This window comes from Achromobacter sp. FW305-C-13 (assembly GCF_058783475.1).
Genome location: NZ_JBYSYN010000001.1, coordinates 2,179,428 through 2,197,706, shown reverse-complemented (window position 1 = coordinate 2,197,706; position 18,279 = coordinate 2,179,428). Strand labels below are relative to the sequence as shown.

Genomic DNA, 18,279 nt, shown 5'->3' with positions numbered 1-18,279 from the left:
GACGTCCGGCGTGCCGTCAGTGCAGTCCTTACTTGCTGCCGTCGATATAGGGCCGCGACTGCAGGATCAGGATCTTGTCGCCTTGCACGGCCCATTCGATGTCCTGGTCCACGTTGCCCAGCCGCACCTTGATCTGGTTGCCCACGGCAGCCAGCCTGGCGACCAGCGCGTCGTTCAGCACCTGGCGTGAGCCTTCGATCGGCACTTCGCGCACGCCGCCCGCGGCATCCGCTACCAGTTGCGTGTCTTCGGCCGACCGGCTCAGGACCTGCACCGCCTTGGACCAGCTGGAATACATCAGCTGCTCGGCCTGGCGCTTGCCTTCCACCACCTTGATACCCAGGCCGCGCTTGGCCGAGATGTACGTGACGTAGCGGCGCGAGGCATCGAATGGATCACGCGTGATCATCACGCCCGAGCTGTCCGAGGCTGCGGCCTGTTGCACCAGCACGCCCATCACCACGCCATCCTGGCCGATGCCGGCCGCGCGCCGGGCCTCGTAGGCTTCGAAGTTGTAGATGGATGCCCACACCGTCAGCACGGCTTTGGGCAGCGCGTCGGCTTGCGTCACGTTGGGGACGGTGGTGTAGAGCCCCGCGCCGCTGAAACCCGGCAGGTCTTCGGAATTCGACGAGCTGCGCACGAAGACGCCGCGGCCGTGCAATTGCTTTTGCCAGCGTTCGCGCCATGCCGCCGCAAGCGCCGGGTCGGGCTGCGCCTGGATGATGTCCTGGCGCAGCGCGGCGAGCTCGCTGCGGCGAACGTTGGCGTCGCTGGCGAAGTCCGGCCGTTTCTCTAGCGCGGCGATGCGTTCGGGCACATGCAGCTGCTGCATGAATGCCGCGTATTGCGCGAAGGGAATGCAGAAACCGTCCGGCACGCTGGCCAGCGGCGCCAGGGAGGATTTCAGTGCGCCCAGGTTGGCGGCCTTTACGCCGCAATGGCGGCTGTCGCGGGTGGCCATGCCGGTAAGCGGCTTGAGCGCTTTGACGGTCAGATCGGGCTTGGGCAGCGGCAGGCCGGCAGCCTTGGGAGGCGGCGTCGCGGGCGCGTCGGGTTTGGCCACGGGGCGCACCTGATAGCCATTGCTGGAGACATCCAGCTCCACCCATTGGCCGTCGTATTGGCGTAGCGCGGCCACGCCATCACGCACATAGGCGTTGGGGATGCGCCAGCCCTTGGCCAGCAGGTTCACGTGCGACAGCAGGGTGGAGGGCCGTTGCGTGACCAATCCCGCGACGGGCGGCAGCGCGACCGGCACTTCGTCCAGCACCAGGATATCGGTGGGCGCCAGATCGTGGGTGTCGTCCACCGAGGCCACGATGCGCAAGCGGCCTTGGGCGTGCCCGGTGTTCAGCGGCAGGAAGGTCTGTTCGCGCAGCAGGGCCTCCTGGGTGACGAAGTCCAGGCCCACGCGTTGCGCGGTCTGTTCGTGCATCGTGGAGTTGGCCTTGAAGCGCAGCGGCGCGTAGAAGGTCGCGCGCAGCCGCTCGCCGGTCAGGGCTAGCAGTTCGGGCGTCAGTCGGTCGCCTTCCCAGAATTCATAGGTGTAGCCGGGCAGGTCGCGTTGCCAGCTCAGGGTGCCGAACAGCAGGCGGCGTTGCGGGTCCTTGTACTGGGCGATCAGCGTGGCCTTGTCCGTGCTGGGCAGCAGCCGGCGTTCGCGGGCGAAGGTCTCGTGCAGCGTATAGCGCGGCGTGTCGATGTAATAGATGCGGTCGGCGTGCTTGCGGTCGATCACGAACAGCACATGCGGGATCTCAAGCGGCGTGCCGGGGTTGTACACGCGGGCCAGCTGCTGGAATTCCGCTTCGGTACGGATCTGGCCCAGGAACGCGGGGCCGCCGCGCTTGGCGTCTTCGGCTTTGCGCGCTTCGATCTCGTCCGGCCGCAAGGGCCGGGAGTTTTCATAGGGGGAGGGCTTGCGGGCGGTTTGCGCCTGGGCGGCGGAACCGATGCCGACGGCGGCCAGGCCAAGTGCGGTAAGGGCGATCAGGCTGAGTCGGCGCAGCAGGTCAAGACAACGTGATGCAAGCGATAGGCGCATGAAAAGGCGGGCAGAACGCAGGGAGTTGCGATGATATCGGAGCACCTGCGCGGCACCGTAGGCGGAGGTGTCCGGATGTATCCAGTCACTGCTTAACCGTCCTCCAGACTTACAAATACCCAGTTTCAGTGATTCGCGGGCGCGCTCGATTGCCGTGTAATCCGGGTTCGGCTTTAAGTCGCGCCGGCGACGTGAGGACCCGACCGTCAAACACGCCCGACGGAACGGGTTCTTGTAGGGCCTTTGTGCAGGGACAGCAAATGCTGTCCCTGTTTTTTTTTGGCGGATTTTGCCGCCCGGCGCAGTCGTTGTGCCAAATGCAACAAGGCCCCCAAAAGGGGGCCTTGCTTTATTGCCCGCGTGGGCCGGAATCAGCCTTCGGCGGTTTCGTCCAGAATGCGCTTGGCTTCTTCAGCCACGCGCTCGGGCGCCGTGCCGCCAATGTGCTTGCGGGCGGCAACCGAGCCTTCCAGCGTCAGCACCTGGTGCACGTCGTCGCCGATCTGGGCGTGATAGGCCTTCAGTTCGTCGGTGGACAGGTCGGCCAGGTCGCAACCGCGCTGTTCGCAATCGCGCACGGCGTGGGCCACCACTTCGTGGGCGTCGCGGAACGGCACGCCGCGCTTGACCAGGTAGTCGGCCAGGTCGGTAGCGGTGGCAAAACCCTGCAGGGCGGCGGCGCGCATGTTGTCCGCCTTCACCTTGATACCGGCAGCCATGTCGGCAAAGATGGTCAGCGTGTCGCGCACGGTGTCCACGGTGTCGAACAGGCCTTCCTTGTCTTCCTGGTTGTCCTTGTTGTAGGCCAGGGGCTGGCCTTTCATCAGGGTCAAGAGGGCGACCAGGTTGCCGTTCACGCGACCGGTCTTGCCGCGGGCCAGCTCGGGCACGTCGGGGTTCTTCTTTTGCGGCATGATCGAGCTGCCGGTGCAGAAGCGGTCGGCCAGATCGATGAAGCCCACGCGCGGGCTCATCCAGAGCACCAGCTCTTCGGACAGGCGCGAGACGTGCGTCATGATGAGCGCGCCGGCGGCGCAGAATTCGATGGCGAAGTCGCGGTCGGACACGGCGTCCAGCGAGTTGCGGCACACGCCGTCAAAGCCCAGCGTCTTGGCGACGCGTTCGCGGTCGATGGGGAACGACGTGCCGGCCAGGGCGGCCGCGCCGAGCGGCAGGCGGTTCACGCGGCGGCGGCAGTCGGCCAGGCGCTCGGCGTCGCGGCCGAACATTTCAGCGTAGGCCAGCAGGTGATGGCCGAACGTGACGGGCTGGGCGACTTGCAGGTGAGTGAAGCCCGGCATGATGGTGCCGGCGTTGTCCAGAGCGACCGCAGCCAGCGCGTGGCGCAGCTGGCGCAGCAGGTCCTGCAGGTTGTCGATTTCGTCGCGCAGCCACAGGCGGATGTCGGTAGCGACCTGGTCGTTGCGGGAACGGCCGGTGTGCAGGCGCTTGCCCGCATCGCCCACCAGTTCCACCAGGCGCTTTTCGATGTTCAGGTGGACGTCTTCCAGATCCAGCAGCCATTGGAAGCTGCCAGCGTCGATTTCAGACAGTATCTGGGTCATGCCGCGCTGGATGTCGGCCAGATCCTGGGCGCCGATGATGCCCTGGGCGGCCAGCATGTCCGCATGCGCGAGCGAGCCCTGGATGTCGTGGCGCGCCAGGCGCTTGTCGAAATCCACGGACGCCGTATAGCGTTTGACGAGTTCGGAAACCGGTTCCGAGAACCGGGCGGACCAGGCCTGCGCCTTATTGGCGAACTGGTTTTGATCGGAGGAGGGAGTGTTTGCCATGATGGGCGGAATTATAGGGCCTGCCGCCGGGGCGGCGCACGCGGCGGGCTTGCGGGGCCGCGATCGGGCCGCGGCGGCGCGTCCGCCGGGCGCGACTTGTTGGATAATCCCCCGTTAGTTTCAAGAACTTAGAACGAGAACACGAGATATGCCCCTGGAATGGGAAGAACTGGTTACCCAACTTGATACCCACATGCCGCGCGAGGCCTGGGCGCAGACGCTGGTCGGCATCGGCGTGCTGATCCTGACGGCGCTGTTCGTCCAGTGGGTCGTCGCCCGGGTGGTGCTGTTGCTGGCGCATCGCGTGCTGGTGTTGAGCGGGCGGAAGGACTGGGACCAGGCCTTGCAGCGCCGTCGCGCCTATCAGAACCTTTGGTATGCGGTGCCGTTCGCGGTGGTGTCGCTGGGCATCGGGCTGGTGCCGCACGTGGAAAAAGCGGTGACCATCGTGGGCCGGCTGGCGCACGCAGGCGCGTGGATCTGCGTATTCATTGCGTTCTCGGGGGTGTTGAGCGCCTGGCAAGATACGTATTCGGCCACGACGCGGGCGCAGACCCGGTCGATCAAGGGCTATATCCAGATCAGCAAGCTGATCCTGATGGCGGTATGCACCGTTTTGGTGCTTTCCATCCTGATCGACCGCTCGCCGCTGTGGATGATCTCGGGTCTGGGCGCGTTGTCGGCGGTGCTGCTGCTGGTGTTCAAGGACACGCTGCTGTCGCTGGTGGCCAGCACCCAGCTGACCAGTAACGACATGCTGCGCATCGGCGACTGGATCGAAATGCCGCAGTCCAACGCCGACGGCTTCGTCAAGGACATCGCCCTGCATACGGTCAAGGTGCAGAACTGGGACAACACCGTCACCACGGTGCCGACCTACAAGCTGTTCTCGGAAAGCTACCGCAACTATCGCCACATGTTCGAATCCGGCGGCCGGCGCATCAAGCGCACGCTGCGGATCGACGCCTCCACCGTGCGCTTTTTGACCGACGACGAAGCGCAACGACTGATGCGTTTCCGTCTGCTGCACGACTATCTGCAGGCCAAGACCCAGGACATCGCGCAGACGAACCAGACGATGGGCGAGCTGGCCAGCGTGCCGGCCAACCGGCGGCGCCTGACCAACATCGGCACCTTCCGGGCCTACGGCCTGGCGTTCCTGAAGCAGAACAAGGAAGTCCGCCAGGACATGGCGATGATGGTCCGAATGATGGAACCCACCGCGGACGGCATCCCGGTCGAGGTCTATTGCTTTACCGCGGTGACGGCCTGGGTCGAGTACGAACGCATCCAGGGCGACATCTTCGACCATCTGCTGGCCATCCTGCCCGAACTGGGCCTGCGCCTGTACCAGCAGCCGTCCGGCGCCGATATCGGCGCGATGGGCACCCATCTGCGCGAAGGCGCCATCCAGGCCGCCTTGGCGGCCGAGCGCGACCGGCAGGCGCTGGCCCCGCCCATGGACGGCATGGCGGCCGAGCGCGGCATGAGCGACGGCAAGATGCCCCGCTAGGCAGTGTGCCCCGGGGTGGCGTGAGATAATCCGACGGTTGGAACTTAGTCTTCATTGACCCAGGCGATCACCCCGATGTCGAACCCGTTCTTCAACCTGTATTCCCACGGCTTCGCCCGGGTGGCGGTCGGCGTGCCCGAATGCCGGGTCGCCGACCCGGCGTTCAACGCCGCGCAGACCATCGAGCTGGCGCAGCAGGCCGCCCAGGGCGGCGCCGTGCTGGTGGCGTTTCCTGAACTGGGCCTGTCGGCCTATACCTGCGACGACCTTTTCCACCAGAAGGCCTTGCTGGACGAATGCGAGGCGGCGCTGGCCCAGGTGGTGCAAGCCACGGCCGAGCTGGATATCGCCGTCATCGTCGGCGCGCCGTTGCGCGTGTCGCACCAGCTGTTCAATTGTGCCGTGGTGGCCGCAGGCGGGCGCGTGCTGGGCGTGGTGCCCAAGAGCTACCTGCCCAATTACGGCGAATTCTACGAAGCCCGCCAATTCAGCGCCGCCGATTGCGCCGCCGCGACCGAGATCCGGCTGATGGGCGAAACGGTGCCGTTCGGCCCCGAGCTGCTGTTCCAGATGGAAAAGCTGCCGCTGTTCCAGTTTCACGTCGAAATCTGCGAAGACGTCTGGGTGCCCATCCCGCCGTCCTCGTTCGCGGCGCTGGCCGGGGCGACCGTGCTGGTGAACCTGTCTGCCTCGAACATCGTCGTGGGCAAGTCCGAATACCGCCATCAACTGGTGGGGCAGCAGTCGGCCCGCTGCCTGTCGGCCTATATGTACACGTCGGCGGGGCGCGGTGAATCGTCCACCGACCTGGCCTGGGATGGCCAGGCGCTGATCTACGAAAACGGCGAGCTGCTGGGCGAGTCCGAGCGCTTCCTGAACCATTCCCACCTGCTGTTCTCGGACGTGGACCTGGACCGCCTGTCGCGCGAGCGCATGCGCCAGACCACCTTCGGCCAGTCGGTGCGCCGCCACCAGGACGAGGTGCGCAAGTTCCGCACCGTGGCGGTGCCCGTGAATCCGCCGCTGGACGATGCCGAACTACCGCTTGAGCGGCGCGTGGCGCGCTTTCCCTATGTGCCGGCCGACCCGCAGCGCCGCGACGCCCGGTGCAAAGAGGTCTACAACATCCAGGTGCAGGCCTTGGTGCAGCGCCTGTCCGCCAGCAAGATGGCCAAGGTCGTCATCGGCATTTCCGGCGGGCTGGACTCCACCCACGCGCTGCTGGTCTGCGCCCAGGCCATGGATACGCTGGGCCTGCCGCGTTCGAACATCCTGGCCGTCACGATGCCGGGCTTTGCCACCAGCACCCGCACGTTGCAGCAGGCGCGCCGCTTGATGGCAGTGGTGGGTTGCACGGCGTCCGAGATCGACATCCGCCCCAGCTGCCTGCAGATGTTGAAGGATCTGGGCCATCCCTATGCAGAAGGCAAGCCGGTCTACGACATCACGTTCGAAAACGTGCAGGCGGGCGAGCGCACCAATCACCTGTTCCGGATCGCGAACTTCAGCGGCGCCATCGTCATCGGCACGGGCGACCTGAGCGAGCTTGCACTAGGCTGGTGCACGTATGGCGTGGGCGACCACATGTCGCACTACAGCGTCAACGCCAGCGTGCCCAAGACGCTGATCACGCACCTGGTGCGCTGGGTGGCCGAATCCGGCCGCCTGGGCGAGGAGGGCGCCGAGGTGTTGCTGGACGTGCTGGGCACGGACGTCAGCCCCGAATTGGTGCCTGGCGGCGCCGACGACAAGCCGGTCCAGAAAAGCGAAGACGCCATCGGCCCCTACGAGCTGCAGGATTTCAACCTGTACTACACGCTGCGCTACGGTTTTGCGCCGACCAAGGTCGCCTTCCTGGCGCTGGCGGCCTGGCGCGACCGCGAGGCCGGTGCGTGGCCGGATGCCGGCCATGTGGCGCGCAACCAGTACGATCTGGCCGCCATCAAGCGCAACCTGAAGATCTTCCTGGACCGGTTCTTCCGCACAAGCCAGTTCAAACGCACCTGCGTGCCGAACGCGCCGAAGGTCGGGTCGGGCGGTTCGCTGTCGCCGCGGGGCGATTGGCGCGCGCCCAGCGATTCGGAGTCGGTGGTGTGGATGCGCGACGCCGAACGCATTCCGGACGCCGCGCCCGACGCCTGATACGGGTTCTCCCGCTACTGTGCTGCGATGCCGGTGGTATTCTCTTATTCATTGCGCCTTGCCTGCCGCGACGGCATGGCAAGGCGCCGCAACAGATCAAAAACCCAGGACGACCAACGTGAAACAAGTCACCGCCATCATCAAACCCTTCAAGCTCGACGAAGTCCGCGAAGCGCTGGCCGAAGTCGGCGTTAGCGGCTTGACCGTGACCGAGGTCAAGGGTTTCGGCCGTCAGAAAGGCCATACCGAGCTCTATCGCGGTGCGGAATACGTGGTGGACTTCCTGCCCAAGATCCGCGTTGAAGTCGTGCTGCCCGACGACCAGGTCGACGCCGCCATTGAAGCCGTGGTCAAGGCCGCGCGCACCGGCAAGATCGGCGACGGCAAGATCTTCGTCAGCCCGGTCGAACAAGCCATCCGCATTCGCACCGGCGAAAGCGACGAAGAGGCCCTGTGAGCCTCTCCTGTCTTCCCTTGCGGTGAGCGGCGGCGGTTCCTCCGCCCGCGCTCAACCGCAACGCTGCGGCACCTTGCGCAGGCTTTCCGTATATCCCAGTGCCGCCACGCGCTCCGCCAGCTTGGCATAGGCCGAGTCGCTCAGGCACGGCACGCGCGCCATGATCCACACGTAGTCGCGCTTGGACCTGCCAATAATGGTGGTCTGGTAGGCGTCATCCAGATAGGCGATGACGTATTCCGCTTCGATCGGCCAGAAAAACTGCATGCCCCAGACGGCGTTGCCCGTGTCGGGCCGCACCGTCGCCACGGGATGCATCGTGTCCTCCTTCGCGTCGAAGCTGCCTTTGCGGTAGCGGAAGTCGGTCTGGATCCTGCCGTCCGGCAATAGCCGGTAGCTTTCCACGGCGTCATAGGCATGGCGCTCGGGCCAACTGGGAATATGCGCGATCACATACCAATCGCCCATGAAGCGGGGCAGGTCCACGTGCTCGACCGGCGGCATGGGCGCGGGCGCGGCGCACCCCGTCAACACGCCGACCACGCCGGCACACAGCGCGCGCAACAGGGCGGGCCTCATGATGGACGCGTGAACCGGTAGTGGCCCACTCCCCATTGTTGTCCGTCGTCATAGCCGAAGAGTTCCGCGCAAGCCATCCAGAACATGCGCCAGCGCTGGTTCCACAGGCCGGCGTGCGGTCCGTAGGCCTGGGTCAGCACGGACCTGGCCTGCTCGCGGCGTGCGTCCTGGTTGGCCAGCCAGTGGTTGGCCGTGCGCGCGTAGTGCGTGCCGTTGAGAAACCATTTCGCTTCCAGCTGCAGATCGCGCTGGAAGTGCAGCAGCGTATCGGCCGCCGGCATGATGCCGCCCGTGAAGAAATGGCGGCCCATCCAGTTGCCGGCGCCGCCGGTTTCGAACGGATAAGCCCGTTCGCGGTGGGCGAAGATGTGCACGAACAGTTTGCCGCCGGGACGCAGCCATTGGCCGATGCGCGCTATCAGGTCCTGGTAGTTGCGCATATGTTCGAACATCTCGACCGATACGCAACGGTCGTACGCGCCAGCGGGCAGCGACAGCACGTTCACGTCGCAGGTGATGACCTGCACATGCCGCCAGCCGCGTTCGCGGCAGCGTGCCTCGATGTGCTGGCGTTGGGTTGCGGAGTTTGAGACTGCGGTGATGCGGGCGTTGGGAAAGTGTTCGGCCATCCACAGCGTCAGCGAGCCCCAGCCGCAGCCCAGTTCCAGGATGTCCTGGCCGTCGGCCAGTTCCGCGCGTTCGGCATACAGGCTCAGCATCGCAGCCTCGGCCGCATCCAGCGTCTCGGCGCCCGTCGGGTAATAGCAGCTGGAATACTTCATGCGCGCGCCCAGGCAAAGCTGGAAGAACGCGGTGGGCAGTTCGTAGTGCTGCGCGTTGGCGGCGTCGGTATGGATCGCGACCGCGCTGGCGCGCAGGCTGGCGATCAGTTGCTGATCGCGCGCCGTCCAGGCGTCGATGCCGCCGGCGTATTCCTCGGCCAGGCGCTCGGCGCACAGGCGGCGGATTCCCAGGCGCAGCAGCGCGTCGGGCACCAGGCCGCGTTCGGCCAGGCCAAGCAGGCCGGGGGCGGGGCGGTCAACGGCGAGGGGAGTGTCGTGCAGGGTCGCGGTCGTCATGGCGTGCCTCGTCAGGATTTGGGAAACCACGGAAAGAAGGCCGATGTGCGGCGCTGGTACTCGCGGTAGTCGTCGCCGCGTGTGCGCAAGGCCTGCTGCTCGGTAAAGGGGATGCCGCTGATCCAACGCAGGAACACATACATCAGCACGGGCCCCAGCCAGGACAGCCAGGCCAGGGGCGAACCCCAGGCCAGCGCCACGTAGCCGAACCAATGGCACCATTCGAAGAAATAGTTGGGATGTCGCGAGTAGCGCCACAGGCCATCGCGGCAGGTCTGGCCGCGATGCGCCGGGTCATCGCGAAAGCGATCCAGTTGGCGATCGGCGACCCCCTCGCCAGTCAATGCCGCCAGCCAGACGGCAAGGCCCAGCGCGACGGGCAGGCCCTGCGCCGGGCTGGCGCCCACCGCCAGGAACGGCAGGCTGAACAGCATCACCAGGCCAGCCTGGAACATGAACAGGCCGAAGAATTTGCCTTGATGGCCGTGCCAGCGCTCGCGCAGCGCGCGGTATCGGCCGTCTTCCTCCTGGCGCACGCGCCGCCACAGATGCGAGGCCAGGCGCAGGGACCACACGCCGGCCATCACGGCCAGACAGGCCCGGGGCACCCAGGCCCCTTGCCCGGTGGCCGCGATCAGCAACGCGCTGCCGCCCATGCCCAACGCCCAGACCACGTCGACAATGCCCGCATTGGCATGGCGACGTTGCCAATGCCAGGCCAGCGCCATGGCGGCAACCATGAAGACCGCCATGGTCAGCCATTGTTGCAAGGGGCTCATGCCGCCTCCGATACCCAGCGTTCACCCGTGCTGCGGGCGCCGGGGTGCGTCAGCAGCAGGTGCGAGACACCGATCGAACGTTCGAGAAAGCCGCCCTCGCAGTACGCCAGATAGAACTCCCACAGCCGGCAGAAGCGGGCGTCGAAACCTTGCGCCTTGACCTCGGGCAGGTGCGCCAGGAAGCGCTCGCGCCACGCGTGCAGGGTGCGGGCATACGACTGGCCGAAGTCTTCCAGGTGCACCAGGGCCAGGTCGCAGGCGCGGGTCTTGGCGCGCAGCATGGCCTCGATGGAGGGGATGAAGCTGCCGGGAAAGATATGGCGCTTGATGAAGTCCACCGAGCCCAGCGCCTGCCGGTAGCGGTGGTCTTCGATGGTGATGGCCTGGATCAGCGCGCGGCCTTGCGGGTTGAGCAGGCTGGCGACCTTGCGGAAGTAGGTCTCCAGATACTGGGCGCCGATGGCCTCGATCATTTCGATGGAGACCACCTTGTCGTACTGGCCTTGCAGGTCCCGGTAGTCCTGCAGCACGACGCTGACGCGGTCCGCCAGGCCGGCGGCGCCGACGCGCGCGGCGGCCAGGTCATGCTGCTCGCGCGAGATGGTGGCGGTGGTGACATGGCAGCCGTAGTGGCGTGCGGCATGGATGGCGAAGCCGCCCCAGCCGCTGCCGATTTCCACCACGCGGTCGCCTGGCCGCAACGCCAGTTTGCGGCAGATGGTATCCAGTTTGCGCCATGACGCGTCTTCCAGCGTGTCGTTCGCGTCCGCCCACAACGCTGACGAATACATCAGGTCCGGGGACAGGAATAGCGAGAAGAAATCATTGCCCAGGTCGTAGTGGGCGGCGATGTTGCGGCGGCTGCCCTCAGGGGTATTGCGGTTGCCGGCATGCCAGCGCTTGAGCGCCCACCCGGCCAGCCGCGCCAGCCCGGATTCTATGCCGTCCAGCGTATCGCGGTTGCGCACCAGCAGGCGCACCAGGCCGACCAGATCGTCGCAGGTCCACATGCCGTCGCCGAACGCCTCGCCGGCCCCGACACTGCCTTGTGTGGCGACGAGCCGGTAGAAGCCCATGTCGCTGACGGTCAGGCGCACGAGCGCCGCGCCGTCGCCCAGCGTCTCGCTGCCCAGGCTGTCTTCGATTGCCAGCCGGCCGTCGGTCAACTGCGAGAGGCCCGCGAGCAGGCGCTTGCGCAGCAGGCGGTCCAGCGCGCTGACGGGGCGGCTTGCCGAGACGGCGGCGTGTTCGGATGGCGTCATGGCTTTCATTGCGGTTCTCCGTTGGGCGTGCGGGGATGGTCGTGGATGGGGTTGCGCTTGAGCCAGAGGCGCAGGGCTTGCCAATGGATGCCGCCAATCACTTGCAGCGTCATCAGGGGAAAGCGCCACAGCAGGCGCGCCAGCGCCGCGCCGTCCAGCTCGCGGCGCTGCAGGGTCAGGTGCGCGTCGAATTGCGCCTGACCTTGCCGGCTGACGCGCATGTGGACCCGAAGATCCTCGCCCGGCGGGCTGAAGCGCCAGTCATACGCGCAATCCATCGGCATGAAGGGCGACACATGAAAGCGTTTGTCGAAGCGCCAGATCAGGGATTCGTCCTGCCGTTCGGCGGTATCGGCCGGCAGCACGATGCAGTGGCGCTGCTTCCAGGGGGTGTTGGTGATTTCAGCCAGGATGGCGGCCAGGGTCACGCCGTCGGCTTCGTAGCAGTAGTAGAAGCTGACCGGGTTGAAGACATAACCCGCATAGCGCGGATGCGCCAGCAGCCGGATCGGCCCGTCGGGCGCATCACGCATCGTGGCGCGCAGGCGCGCGCGGACCGCCTGCGCCAGCGGCAGGCCCGAGGCGCCGTCCAGATAATCGCTGCGCCGCCATTCGGCCAGGTTGCGCCGATTGGCCGACCACAGCCAGCGGTGCTGGAAGACCTGATCGATTTCGTCCAGATCCAGGTACAGCTGCGCCATGCGGTAGCTGAAGCCGTGCGGGTGCGGCACGTGGCGCCTGTGCGTCACGCGGCCTTCATAGAGGGCGCTTTGGGGAATCATGCCGCCGCCCGAGACAATGGCGCAGCCCGCGACTGGATGCCGCGCACCACGTCCAGGGCGCTGGCCACGCCATCTTCATGAAAGCCCCAGCCCCAGTACGCGCCCGCATACCAGGTGTGGCGATGGCCGGAGACCTCCGCGCGGCGCGCTTGCGCGGCGACCGACGCCAAGGTGTAGACCGGGTGGTGGTAGCGCATGCGGGCCAGCACATGCGCGGGGTCGATCGCCTCGCTGCGATTGAGCGTCACGATGAAGGGCAGGCGCGAGGACAAGCCCTGCAGCAGGTTCATGCAGTAGCTGACGGAACAGGGCGCGGACGGATCCGCCGGTACGTAGGCGTTCCAGGCGGCCCAGGCCTTGCGTCGATGGGGCATGAGGCGGGCGTCGGTGTGCAGCACCACGTCGTTGTCCTGGTAGGGAATCGCGCCCAGCACCTGGCATTCGGCAGGTGTGGGGTCCGCCAGCAGCTTGAGGGCCTGATCGCTGTGGCAGGCGAAGACCACTTCGTCGTAATGCGGCTGGCCGTCGGGCGAGGTGACCACCACGCCTGTCGCCTGGCGCATGACCTTGTGCACCGGGCAGTTCAGGCGCTCAAGCACGTTCCACCGTTCGCGCAGGGCACGGATATAGGTGCTGGATCCGCCTTGCACGACGCGCCATTCGGGTCGTTCGCTGACCTGCAGCATCTGGTGGTTGGCCATGAACTGCACCAGATAGCGCGCGGGAAAATCCAGGATGCTCGCCGCGGGCGACGACCACAGCGCAGACGCCATGGGAATCAGGTGATCGGTCCGGAATGCGCTGCCATAGCGGTGCAGGGCAAGGTAGTCGCCCAGCGTCGGGCCGGGATCGTCGGTGGCCAGCAGCGCGGGCGACTCGCGGTAAAAGCGTAGCAGGTCTCGCACCATGCCCAGAAAGCGCGGTGACACCATGTTGCGGCGCTGGCAGAACAGGGTGTCAAGCGAGGTCGCGTTGTACTCCAGCCCGCTCGCCTGCTTGTGCACCGAGAAGCTCATGGTGGTGGGTTGCGACGGGACGCCAAGCTCGTCCAGCAACGTCGTGAAATGCGGATAGTTGACCGGGTTGTGCACGATGAAGCCGCTGTCCACGGCATAGCGCCGGCCATCCTGCTCCACCGAATGGGTATGGGTGTGGCCGCCCAGATAGTCGTTGGCCTCGTACAGCGTCACGTCATGGTCGCGGCCCAGTTTCCAGGCGCAGACCAGACCCGCGATGCCGGAACCGATGATGGCGATACGCATGGTCATTCCTTGGCGCGCGCCAGCACCCAGGCCGGCACGGGTTTCAAGTCCCAGATCAGGCCGGCGGCCGCCAGCAGGCGCAGGCCATACCAGGTGATGTCGATCTCCCGGGCGCGGAAACCCTGGCGGGCCGAGCCGGGATAGAAATGGTGGTTGTTGTGCCAGCCTTCGCCAAAGGTCAGCAGCGCCAGCCAGGCGTTGTTGCGGCTGTCGTCCAAGGTGTCGTAGCGGCGTTTGCCGTAGCGGTGCGCCAGCGAATTGATGGTGACGGTGGCATGGAACAGCACGACGGTCGAGATGAAAAAGCCCCACACCAGCATCTGCGGGCCGCTGGTGCCCAGCCCGGGCGCCAGGCGTTCCAGCACCGCGCCCAGCGCATAGCAGGCGAGCGCCAGCGCGACGGGCACCGCGGCATCAAAGCGGTCCAGCCAGCGCAGTTCGGGGTAGCGGCGCAGGTCGGGAACGCGCGCCATGTCGGTGGCGAAGGCGCGCGGCGTCAGGAACCAGCCCATGTGGCTCCACCAGAAGCCATGGCGGGCGGGCGAATGCAGATCCTGTTCATCGTCGGCGTGGCGGTGATGGTGGCGGTGGTGGGCCGCCCACCACAAGGGACCGCGCTGGGCGCACGAGGCGCCCAGCACCGCAAAGGCCAACTGCACGCCGCGCGAAGTGCGGAAGGTGCGGTGCGAGAAATAGCGGTGATAGAAACCGGTCAAGGCGAACATACGCACGGCGTACAACGCCGCCGCGACGGCCAGGGCCACTGGTGAGACGCCTGTCCATAGGGTGCCCAGGCAACCCGCGTGCAGCAGGGCGAAGGGCAGCGCCCGCGCCCAGTCGATGCGGCCAGGGTCGCCCCCAGGCGCACCGTCGGCCTGGGTGTCTACCCAACGGCGTATCGAGGCGGTCCAACCAGTGAATTCGGGGCGCATCATCGTGTCCTGTTCGAGACGTGCAGGGATATACGGGTGCGGACGCGCATCGGATGCACTGGTGGAAACCCTAGTCGCAGCCGTCGGTCTGCGGCAGGGTCGATAGAGTCGGGACGGGGGACGCGGCGACGAATGCGCTCAGGTCGTCCAGTACCGGCGCGCGCCAGCGCAGCGGCCGCGCCAAGGCGCCGACCAGCAGCTTGTGGCCCAGCCCGGGGTATTCGACCAGGCGCGCGCAGGCGCCGGCTGTGCGCAACGCCCGCGCCAGGCTGGCGCTGTTGCGCTGCGGGTCGACCGTGGTGTCCGCCGCGCCAGTCAGCAGCAGGCCCGGGGGCGCTGCGGCGCTGACGTGGCGGATGGGCTGCGAATCCGCCGGCGTATCGGGAAACTGGAACACCGGCCGGACGTCGCGCGCGACGATGGGCAGGAAGTCGTAGGGGCCTGCCAGCCCGATCCAGCCGGCCAGCGTGCCGGGGGCGGTGCCGGCGCCTCGCAGCCAGCGCGGGTCCAGCGCCAGCATGGCGGCGATATAGCCGCCCGCGCTGTGCCCGGCCACGAAGACCCGGCCAGGATCGCCGCCGTAGCCGCCGATGTGCTGCTGCGTCCAGGCCACGACCTGGGCGGCGTCTTGCAGGAAGGTCGGGTAGCGGGCTTCCGGGTAAAGGCGGTAGTCGGCGATGACGGCGACGATGCCGCGCGAGGCCAGCGCATCACCCGCGAACCGGTAGTCGGCCCGGTCGCCGCTGCGCCAGCTGCCGCCATAGAAGAACACCACCACCGGCGCCCGGTCCGCGTCTGGCGGGGCATAGATGTCCAGGCGCTGGCGCGGCAACGGACCGTAGGCGACGTCGGGTGTAGCCCGGCTGGCGGCGTCGGGCACGGCGCCGTTCAGCAGCGTCAGGGGGGAGCAGGCGGCCAGCAAGGCCAGCACGGCGAGCGCCAGGCTCGCGACCAGCAGGATGTCGAGCAGGCCGCGGGGGGCGGCGCCTGTCCAGGAAGGCATGGGGTGCTCCGCAATGGGGACACCCCTCTATACGGGCCGGGGCCCGCGCTGGATGCAGGTCAGATCTTCAGGACGTCGCCGCTCATGATGACCGGGCCCGTGGGCGCGCCGGTGGGCGAACCGCCCGGCGGCTCAAGCGTGATGGCCAGTTGCTGGATGCCATCCAGGCCCTGGGCGCGCCGCAGTGCGGTCTGGCCCTCGGGCGACACCAGGCCGACCGATTGCGGCGCTTGGCCGGGAGGAATGACCCACAGTTCCAAGGCCTTGTCGCCGGCGCGTGTGGCCAGGTTCTGCAGCGCGTGGATGTGCAGGCCGCCGGCTTCGTCGGCGCGCACCACCAGCATGGCTTGCGCTTCCGGGCTTTGCAGCACGGCCATCAGTTGCGCCCGGGCGGCGCGGTCGACCTGCGTGGGATAGACGATGACGCCGGCCACCAGCAGGGCGGCCAGCGCGCCGCTGGCGACGCGCCAGAAGGCCAGGCCCCGCCACCACGGGGCGGCTCCGGGCCGCAAGCCGGATTCGATGGCGCGCCAGACGCGCCGGGGCGGCGTCTTGGGCGGCAGCGACCAGAGCAGGGGATAGATGTCGCCCTCCCACTCGCGCACTTGCCGTCGCAGGTTGGCGTCGGCGGCCATCAGCCCCTCGAAGCGGCGGCGCGCGCCGCCGCGCATGGCGCCGGCGACATAGTCGGCCGCCAGCCGGGCGCGTAATTGCGGATCGCGGTAGTTCATGACAGGCACCTCTTGAGCCGTTCCATGCCGCGGCGCACCCAGCTTTTGATGGTGCCCAGCGGCGTCTGCAGACGGCTGGCGATCTCGCTGTGGCTCAGGTCATCGAAGAAAGACAGTGCGATAGCCGCGCGCTGCTGACCCTCGAGTTGCTTCAGGCAGTCGGCCAGGCGCCGGGCATCCTGATCGGTCTGCAGGCGTTCGAACGGGCCCGGCGCGTCGTCCGCCCACGCCAGCGTCAATTCGCCGTCGGCGTCGGGGCGCTCCAGGTCCGGCCTGCGCAGCAGGTCGATACAGCGGTTGCGCACGATGCGCGTCATCCAGGTCATGACTTGGCTCTGCTCGGAAGAATAGCGGGCGGCGTTGCGCCAGATATTGATGAAGCTGTCCTGGAGAACTTCCTCCGCCCAGTCGCTTCGTCGCAATATACGTACGGCAAGCGCAAACAGATGCGGGGACGTCTGGCGATAGAGTTCGGCCAGCGCGGATTCCTGGCCGCGCGCGCAATCCTGTATCAGGGCCTGCAGACGAATCGGGTCGGGCATGGCGAATATCCGGGGTCACATGGCGTGCGGTCGCGGAAGGCGACGGGGTCGAGGCAGCGGCAAAACGAACGGCCAGGCCATTGCGCAATATTACAGAAACGCGCGGCCTTGTCCTGCTGCGCGGCCTCTTCCCCCCGGGGGGAGGGGGAACGCCCGTCAGCGGATAAGCTGATTCATTTCCAGGATCGGCATCATCACCGCCAGCACGATCAGCAGTACGAATCCGCCCATCAGCAGGATCAACGCCGGCTCCAGCAAGGCCGTCATCGCCATTGCGCGCCGTTCCAGGTCGCGCGACAGGTTCTGCGCGCCGCGGTCCAGCAGCTCGGGCAGGCGGCCCGTCTTCTCGCCGCTGGCGATCAGATGCACCAGCAGAGAGGGGAAGACTTTCTGCGCGCCCAGCGACGCGGACAGCGCCGCGCCTTCGCGCACGCGCTCCGACGCTTCGTCCACGGCCTGGCGCAGCACATCGTTGCCAAGCGTGCGGCGGGCGGCTTCCAAGGCGGTCAACAGCGCCACGCCGCTGCCGCACAGGATCGCCAGCGTGGACGCGAAGCGCGCCGCATTCACGCCCAGCACGAAGCGCCCTGCCAGCGGCAGCCGCAGCACGCGCGCGTGCCAGGCCCGCCGCGCCGCCGGCGCCCGCAAGGTATAGCGCCACAACGCGATCAGCAGCACCAGCGCAACGCCCGTCACCATGCCCCATTCGCGGACATAGTCGGACAGGGCCAGCATCACGCGGGTCAGCATCGGCAACTGCTGCTTGGCGTGGTTGAAAGCGGACACCACTTGCGGCACTACGTAGCCCAGCAGAAAGATGACGATGATGACCGATACGCTGGCCACCACCGCCGGGTAGATGAACGCCGTCATCACTTTGCTGCGCAGCGTGTTGCGTTCTTCGATGTAGTCCGCCAGCTTTTCCATCACCTGCGCCAGGTCGCCGGATTCTTCGCCCGCGCCGATCAGCGCGCGGTAGATCTCGGGAAAGTCGCGGGGGCGCGCAGCCAAGGCGGTGGACAGGCGATGGCCGGCGCGCACGTCGTCGCGCACGCTGCCCAGGGTGGCAGCGATGTGCTTCTTTTCGGCTTGCTCCAGCGTGGCGGACAGTGCGGCGTCCAACGGCAGGCGCGCGGCCAGCAGGCTGGCCAGCTGGCGCGTCAACCAGGCCAGATCGGCGTCCGACAAGCGGGTACGCAAGCTGGCGCCCAATCCCTCAGCTCTTGCCGCCAACGCGGTGGACAACGGCAACAGTCCGCGGCCGCGCAACTGGTTGCGGGCACCCCGCTCGGAGTCAGCATCGATCGTGCCGCGCACGATTTTTCCAAGCGCGTCGGTCGCTTCGTAACGGAAGGAAGGCATGGTTGAGGCAAGGG

General features: G+C 67.1%; 16 protein-coding genes. 3 read left to right on the top strand and 13 right to left on the bottom strand.

Features of this window, described 5'->3' with window-relative positions; all coding sequences use genetic code 11:
- Positions 1 to 28: 28 nt before the first annotated feature.
- Both AC3WMU_RS09870 and argH read right to left on the bottom strand, forming a co-directional pair.
- On the bottom strand, positions 29 to 2,047 hold the full coding sequence (locus AC3WMU_RS09870) for a PEP/pyruvate-binding domain-containing protein (RefSeq protein ID WP_492282235.1): 2,019 nt from the start codon (positions 2,045 to 2,047) through the stop codon (positions 29 to 31).
- A 371-nt stretch (positions 2,048 to 2,418) separates the two neighbouring features.
- Entirely contained in the window at positions 2,419 to 3,840 is a 1,422-nt protein-coding gene (argH, locus tag AC3WMU_RS09865) for an argininosuccinate lyase (protein WP_280029349.1), read from the bottom strand.
- A gap of 148 nt (positions 3,841 to 3,988) precedes the next feature.
- Between argH and AC3WMU_RS09860 the strand changes: the two genes are divergently transcribed.
- The 3 genes from AC3WMU_RS09860 (at position 3,989) to AC3WMU_RS09850 (ending at position 7,952) form a co-directional block, all read left to right on the top strand.
- Positions 3,989 to 5,353, top strand: coding sequence for a mechanosensitive ion channel family protein (locus AC3WMU_RS09860; protein WP_006227345.1), 1,365 nt, complete (start codon positions 3,989 to 3,991; stop codon positions 5,351 to 5,353).
- 75 nt (positions 5,354 to 5,428) lie between these two features.
- A complete protein-coding gene (locus AC3WMU_RS09855; RefSeq protein WP_280029347.1) occupies positions 5,429 to 7,495 on the top strand; it encodes an NAD(+) synthase in 2,067 nt (688 codons plus the stop codon).
- Positions 7,496 to 7,613: 118 nt separating this feature from the next.
- Complete coding sequence (locus AC3WMU_RS09850) at positions 7,614 to 7,952, top strand: P-II family nitrogen regulator (RefSeq protein ID WP_006227347.1); 339 nt, start codon at positions 7,614 to 7,616, stop codon at positions 7,950 to 7,952.
- A 51-nt stretch (positions 7,953 to 8,003) separates the two neighbouring features.
- On the opposite strand, the gene AC3WMU_RS09845 is transcribed toward AC3WMU_RS09850, so the two are convergent.
- The 11 genes from AC3WMU_RS09845 to gspF form a co-directional block, all read right to left on the bottom strand.
- Complete coding sequence (locus AC3WMU_RS09845; RefSeq protein ID WP_315135007.1) at positions 8,004 to 8,531, bottom strand: lipocalin family protein; 528 nt, start codon at positions 8,529 to 8,531, stop codon at positions 8,004 to 8,006.
- A complete protein-coding gene (locus AC3WMU_RS09840) occupies positions 8,528 to 9,610 on the bottom strand; it encodes an SAM-dependent methyltransferase (protein ID WP_424625230.1) in 1,083 nt (360 codons plus the stop codon). Before AC3WMU_RS09840 ends, AC3WMU_RS09845 begins: the two co-directional genes overlap by 4 nt.
- Positions 9,611 to 9,621: 11 nt before the next feature.
- Entirely contained in the window at positions 9,622 to 10,389 is a 768-nt protein-coding gene (locus AC3WMU_RS09835) for a DUF1295 domain-containing protein (RefSeq protein ID WP_492282234.1), read from the bottom strand.
- Positions 10,386 to 11,660 (bottom strand): class I SAM-dependent methyltransferase, encoded by a 1,275-nt coding sequence (locus AC3WMU_RS09830; RefSeq protein ID WP_492282233.1) that lies wholly within the window; start codon positions 11,658 to 11,660, stop codon positions 10,386 to 10,388. Before AC3WMU_RS09830 ends, AC3WMU_RS09835 begins: the two co-directional genes overlap by 4 nt.
- Positions 11,657 to 12,433: a DUF1365 domain-containing protein gene (locus AC3WMU_RS09825; protein ID WP_006227352.1), complete on the bottom strand. Its 777-nt coding sequence runs from the start codon at positions 12,431 to 12,433 to the stop codon at positions 11,657 to 11,659. The genes AC3WMU_RS09830 and AC3WMU_RS09825 overlap by 4 nt, the downstream gene beginning before the upstream one ends.
- Positions 12,430 to 13,695 (bottom strand): NAD(P)/FAD-dependent oxidoreductase, encoded by a 1,266-nt coding sequence (locus AC3WMU_RS09820; RefSeq protein ID WP_006227353.1) that lies wholly within the window; start codon positions 13,693 to 13,695, stop codon positions 12,430 to 12,432. The genes AC3WMU_RS09825 and AC3WMU_RS09820 overlap by 4 nt, the downstream gene beginning before the upstream one ends.
- Positions 13,696 to 13,697: 2 nt before the next feature.
- Positions 13,698 to 14,630, bottom strand: a complete 933-nt coding sequence (locus AC3WMU_RS09815; RefSeq protein WP_492282232.1) for an acyl-CoA desaturase — start codon at positions 14,628 to 14,630, stop codon at positions 13,698 to 13,700.
- A 67-nt stretch (positions 14,631 to 14,697) separates the two neighbouring features.
- The gene (locus tag AC3WMU_RS09810; RefSeq protein WP_006227355.1) at positions 14,698 to 15,630 is read right to left on the bottom strand and encodes an alpha/beta hydrolase; all 933 of its coding nucleotides are present in this window, start codon (positions 15,628 to 15,630) and stop codon (positions 14,698 to 14,700) included.
- A 59-nt stretch (positions 15,631 to 15,689) separates the two neighbouring features.
- Positions 15,690 to 16,361, bottom strand: coding sequence for an anti-sigma factor (locus AC3WMU_RS09805; RefSeq protein ID WP_006227356.1), 672 nt, complete (start codon positions 16,359 to 16,361; stop codon positions 15,690 to 15,692).
- Entirely contained in the window at positions 16,358 to 16,903 is a 546-nt protein-coding gene (locus AC3WMU_RS09800) for an RNA polymerase sigma factor (RefSeq protein ID WP_006227357.1), read from the bottom strand. The genes AC3WMU_RS09805 and AC3WMU_RS09800 overlap by 4 nt, the downstream gene beginning before the upstream one ends.
- Positions 16,904 to 17,059: 156 nt before the next feature.
- On the bottom strand, positions 17,060 to 18,265 hold the full coding sequence (gspF, locus tag AC3WMU_RS09795; protein ID WP_006227358.1) for a type II secretion system inner membrane protein GspF: 1,206 nt from the start codon (positions 18,263 to 18,265) through the stop codon (positions 17,060 to 17,062).
- Positions 18,266 to 18,279: the final 14 nt, after the last annotated feature.

Excerpts from the sequence above, each read along its gene's own strand:
- AC3WMU_RS09835 (WP_492282234.1), bottom strand. The coding sequence starts at position 10,389 with ATGAGCCCCTTGCAACAATGGCTGACCATGGCGGTCTTCATGGTTGCC.
- AC3WMU_RS09815 (WP_492282232.1), bottom strand. The coding sequence starts at position 14,630 with ATGATGCGCCCCGAATTCACTGGTTGGACCGCCTCGATACGCCGTTGG.
- AC3WMU_RS09845 (WP_315135007.1), bottom strand. The coding sequence starts at position 8,531 with ATGAGGCCCGCCCTGTTGCGCGCGCTGTGTGCCGGCGTGGTCGGCGTG.
- AC3WMU_RS09805 (WP_006227356.1), bottom strand. The coding sequence starts at position 16,361 with ATGAACTACCGCGATCCGCAATTACGCGCCCGGCTGGCGGCCGACTAT.
- AC3WMU_RS09800 (WP_006227357.1), bottom strand. The coding sequence starts at position 16,903 with ATGCCCGACCCGATTCGTCTGCAGGCCCTGATACAGGATTGCGCGCGC.
- AC3WMU_RS09870 (WP_492282235.1), bottom strand. The coding sequence starts at position 2,047 with ATGCGCCTATCGCTTGCATCACGTTGTCTTGACCTGCTGCGCCGACTC.
- AC3WMU_RS09810 (WP_006227355.1), bottom strand. The coding sequence starts at position 15,630 with ATGCCTTCCTGGACAGGCGCCGCCCCCCGCGGCCTGCTCGACATCCTG.
- AC3WMU_RS09840 (WP_424625230.1), bottom strand. The coding sequence starts at position 9,610 with ATGACGACCGCGACCCTGCACGACACTCCCCTCGCCGTTGACCGCCCC.
- argH (WP_280029349.1), bottom strand. The coding sequence starts at position 3,840 with ATGGCAAACACTCCCTCCTCCGATCAAAACCAGTTCGCCAATAAGGCG.
- AC3WMU_RS09820 (WP_006227353.1), bottom strand. The coding sequence starts at position 13,695 with ATGCGTATCGCCATCATCGGTTCCGGCATCGCGGGTCTGGTCTGCGCC.
- gspF (WP_006227358.1), bottom strand. The coding sequence starts at position 18,265 with ATGCCTTCCTTCCGTTACGAAGCGACCGACGCGCTTGGAAAAATCGTG.
- AC3WMU_RS09825 (WP_006227352.1), bottom strand. The coding sequence starts at position 12,433 with ATGATTCCCCAAAGCGCCCTCTATGAAGGCCGCGTGACGCACAGGCGC.
- AC3WMU_RS09855 (WP_280029347.1), top strand. The coding sequence starts at position 5,429 with ATGTCGAACCCGTTCTTCAACCTGTATTCCCACGGCTTCGCCCGGGTG.
- AC3WMU_RS09860 (WP_006227345.1), top strand. The coding sequence starts at position 3,989 with ATGCCCCTGGAATGGGAAGAACTGGTTACCCAACTTGATACCCACATG.
- AC3WMU_RS09830 (WP_492282233.1), bottom strand. The coding sequence starts at position 11,660 with ATGAAAGCCATGACGCCATCCGAACACGCCGCCGTCTCGGCAAGCCGC.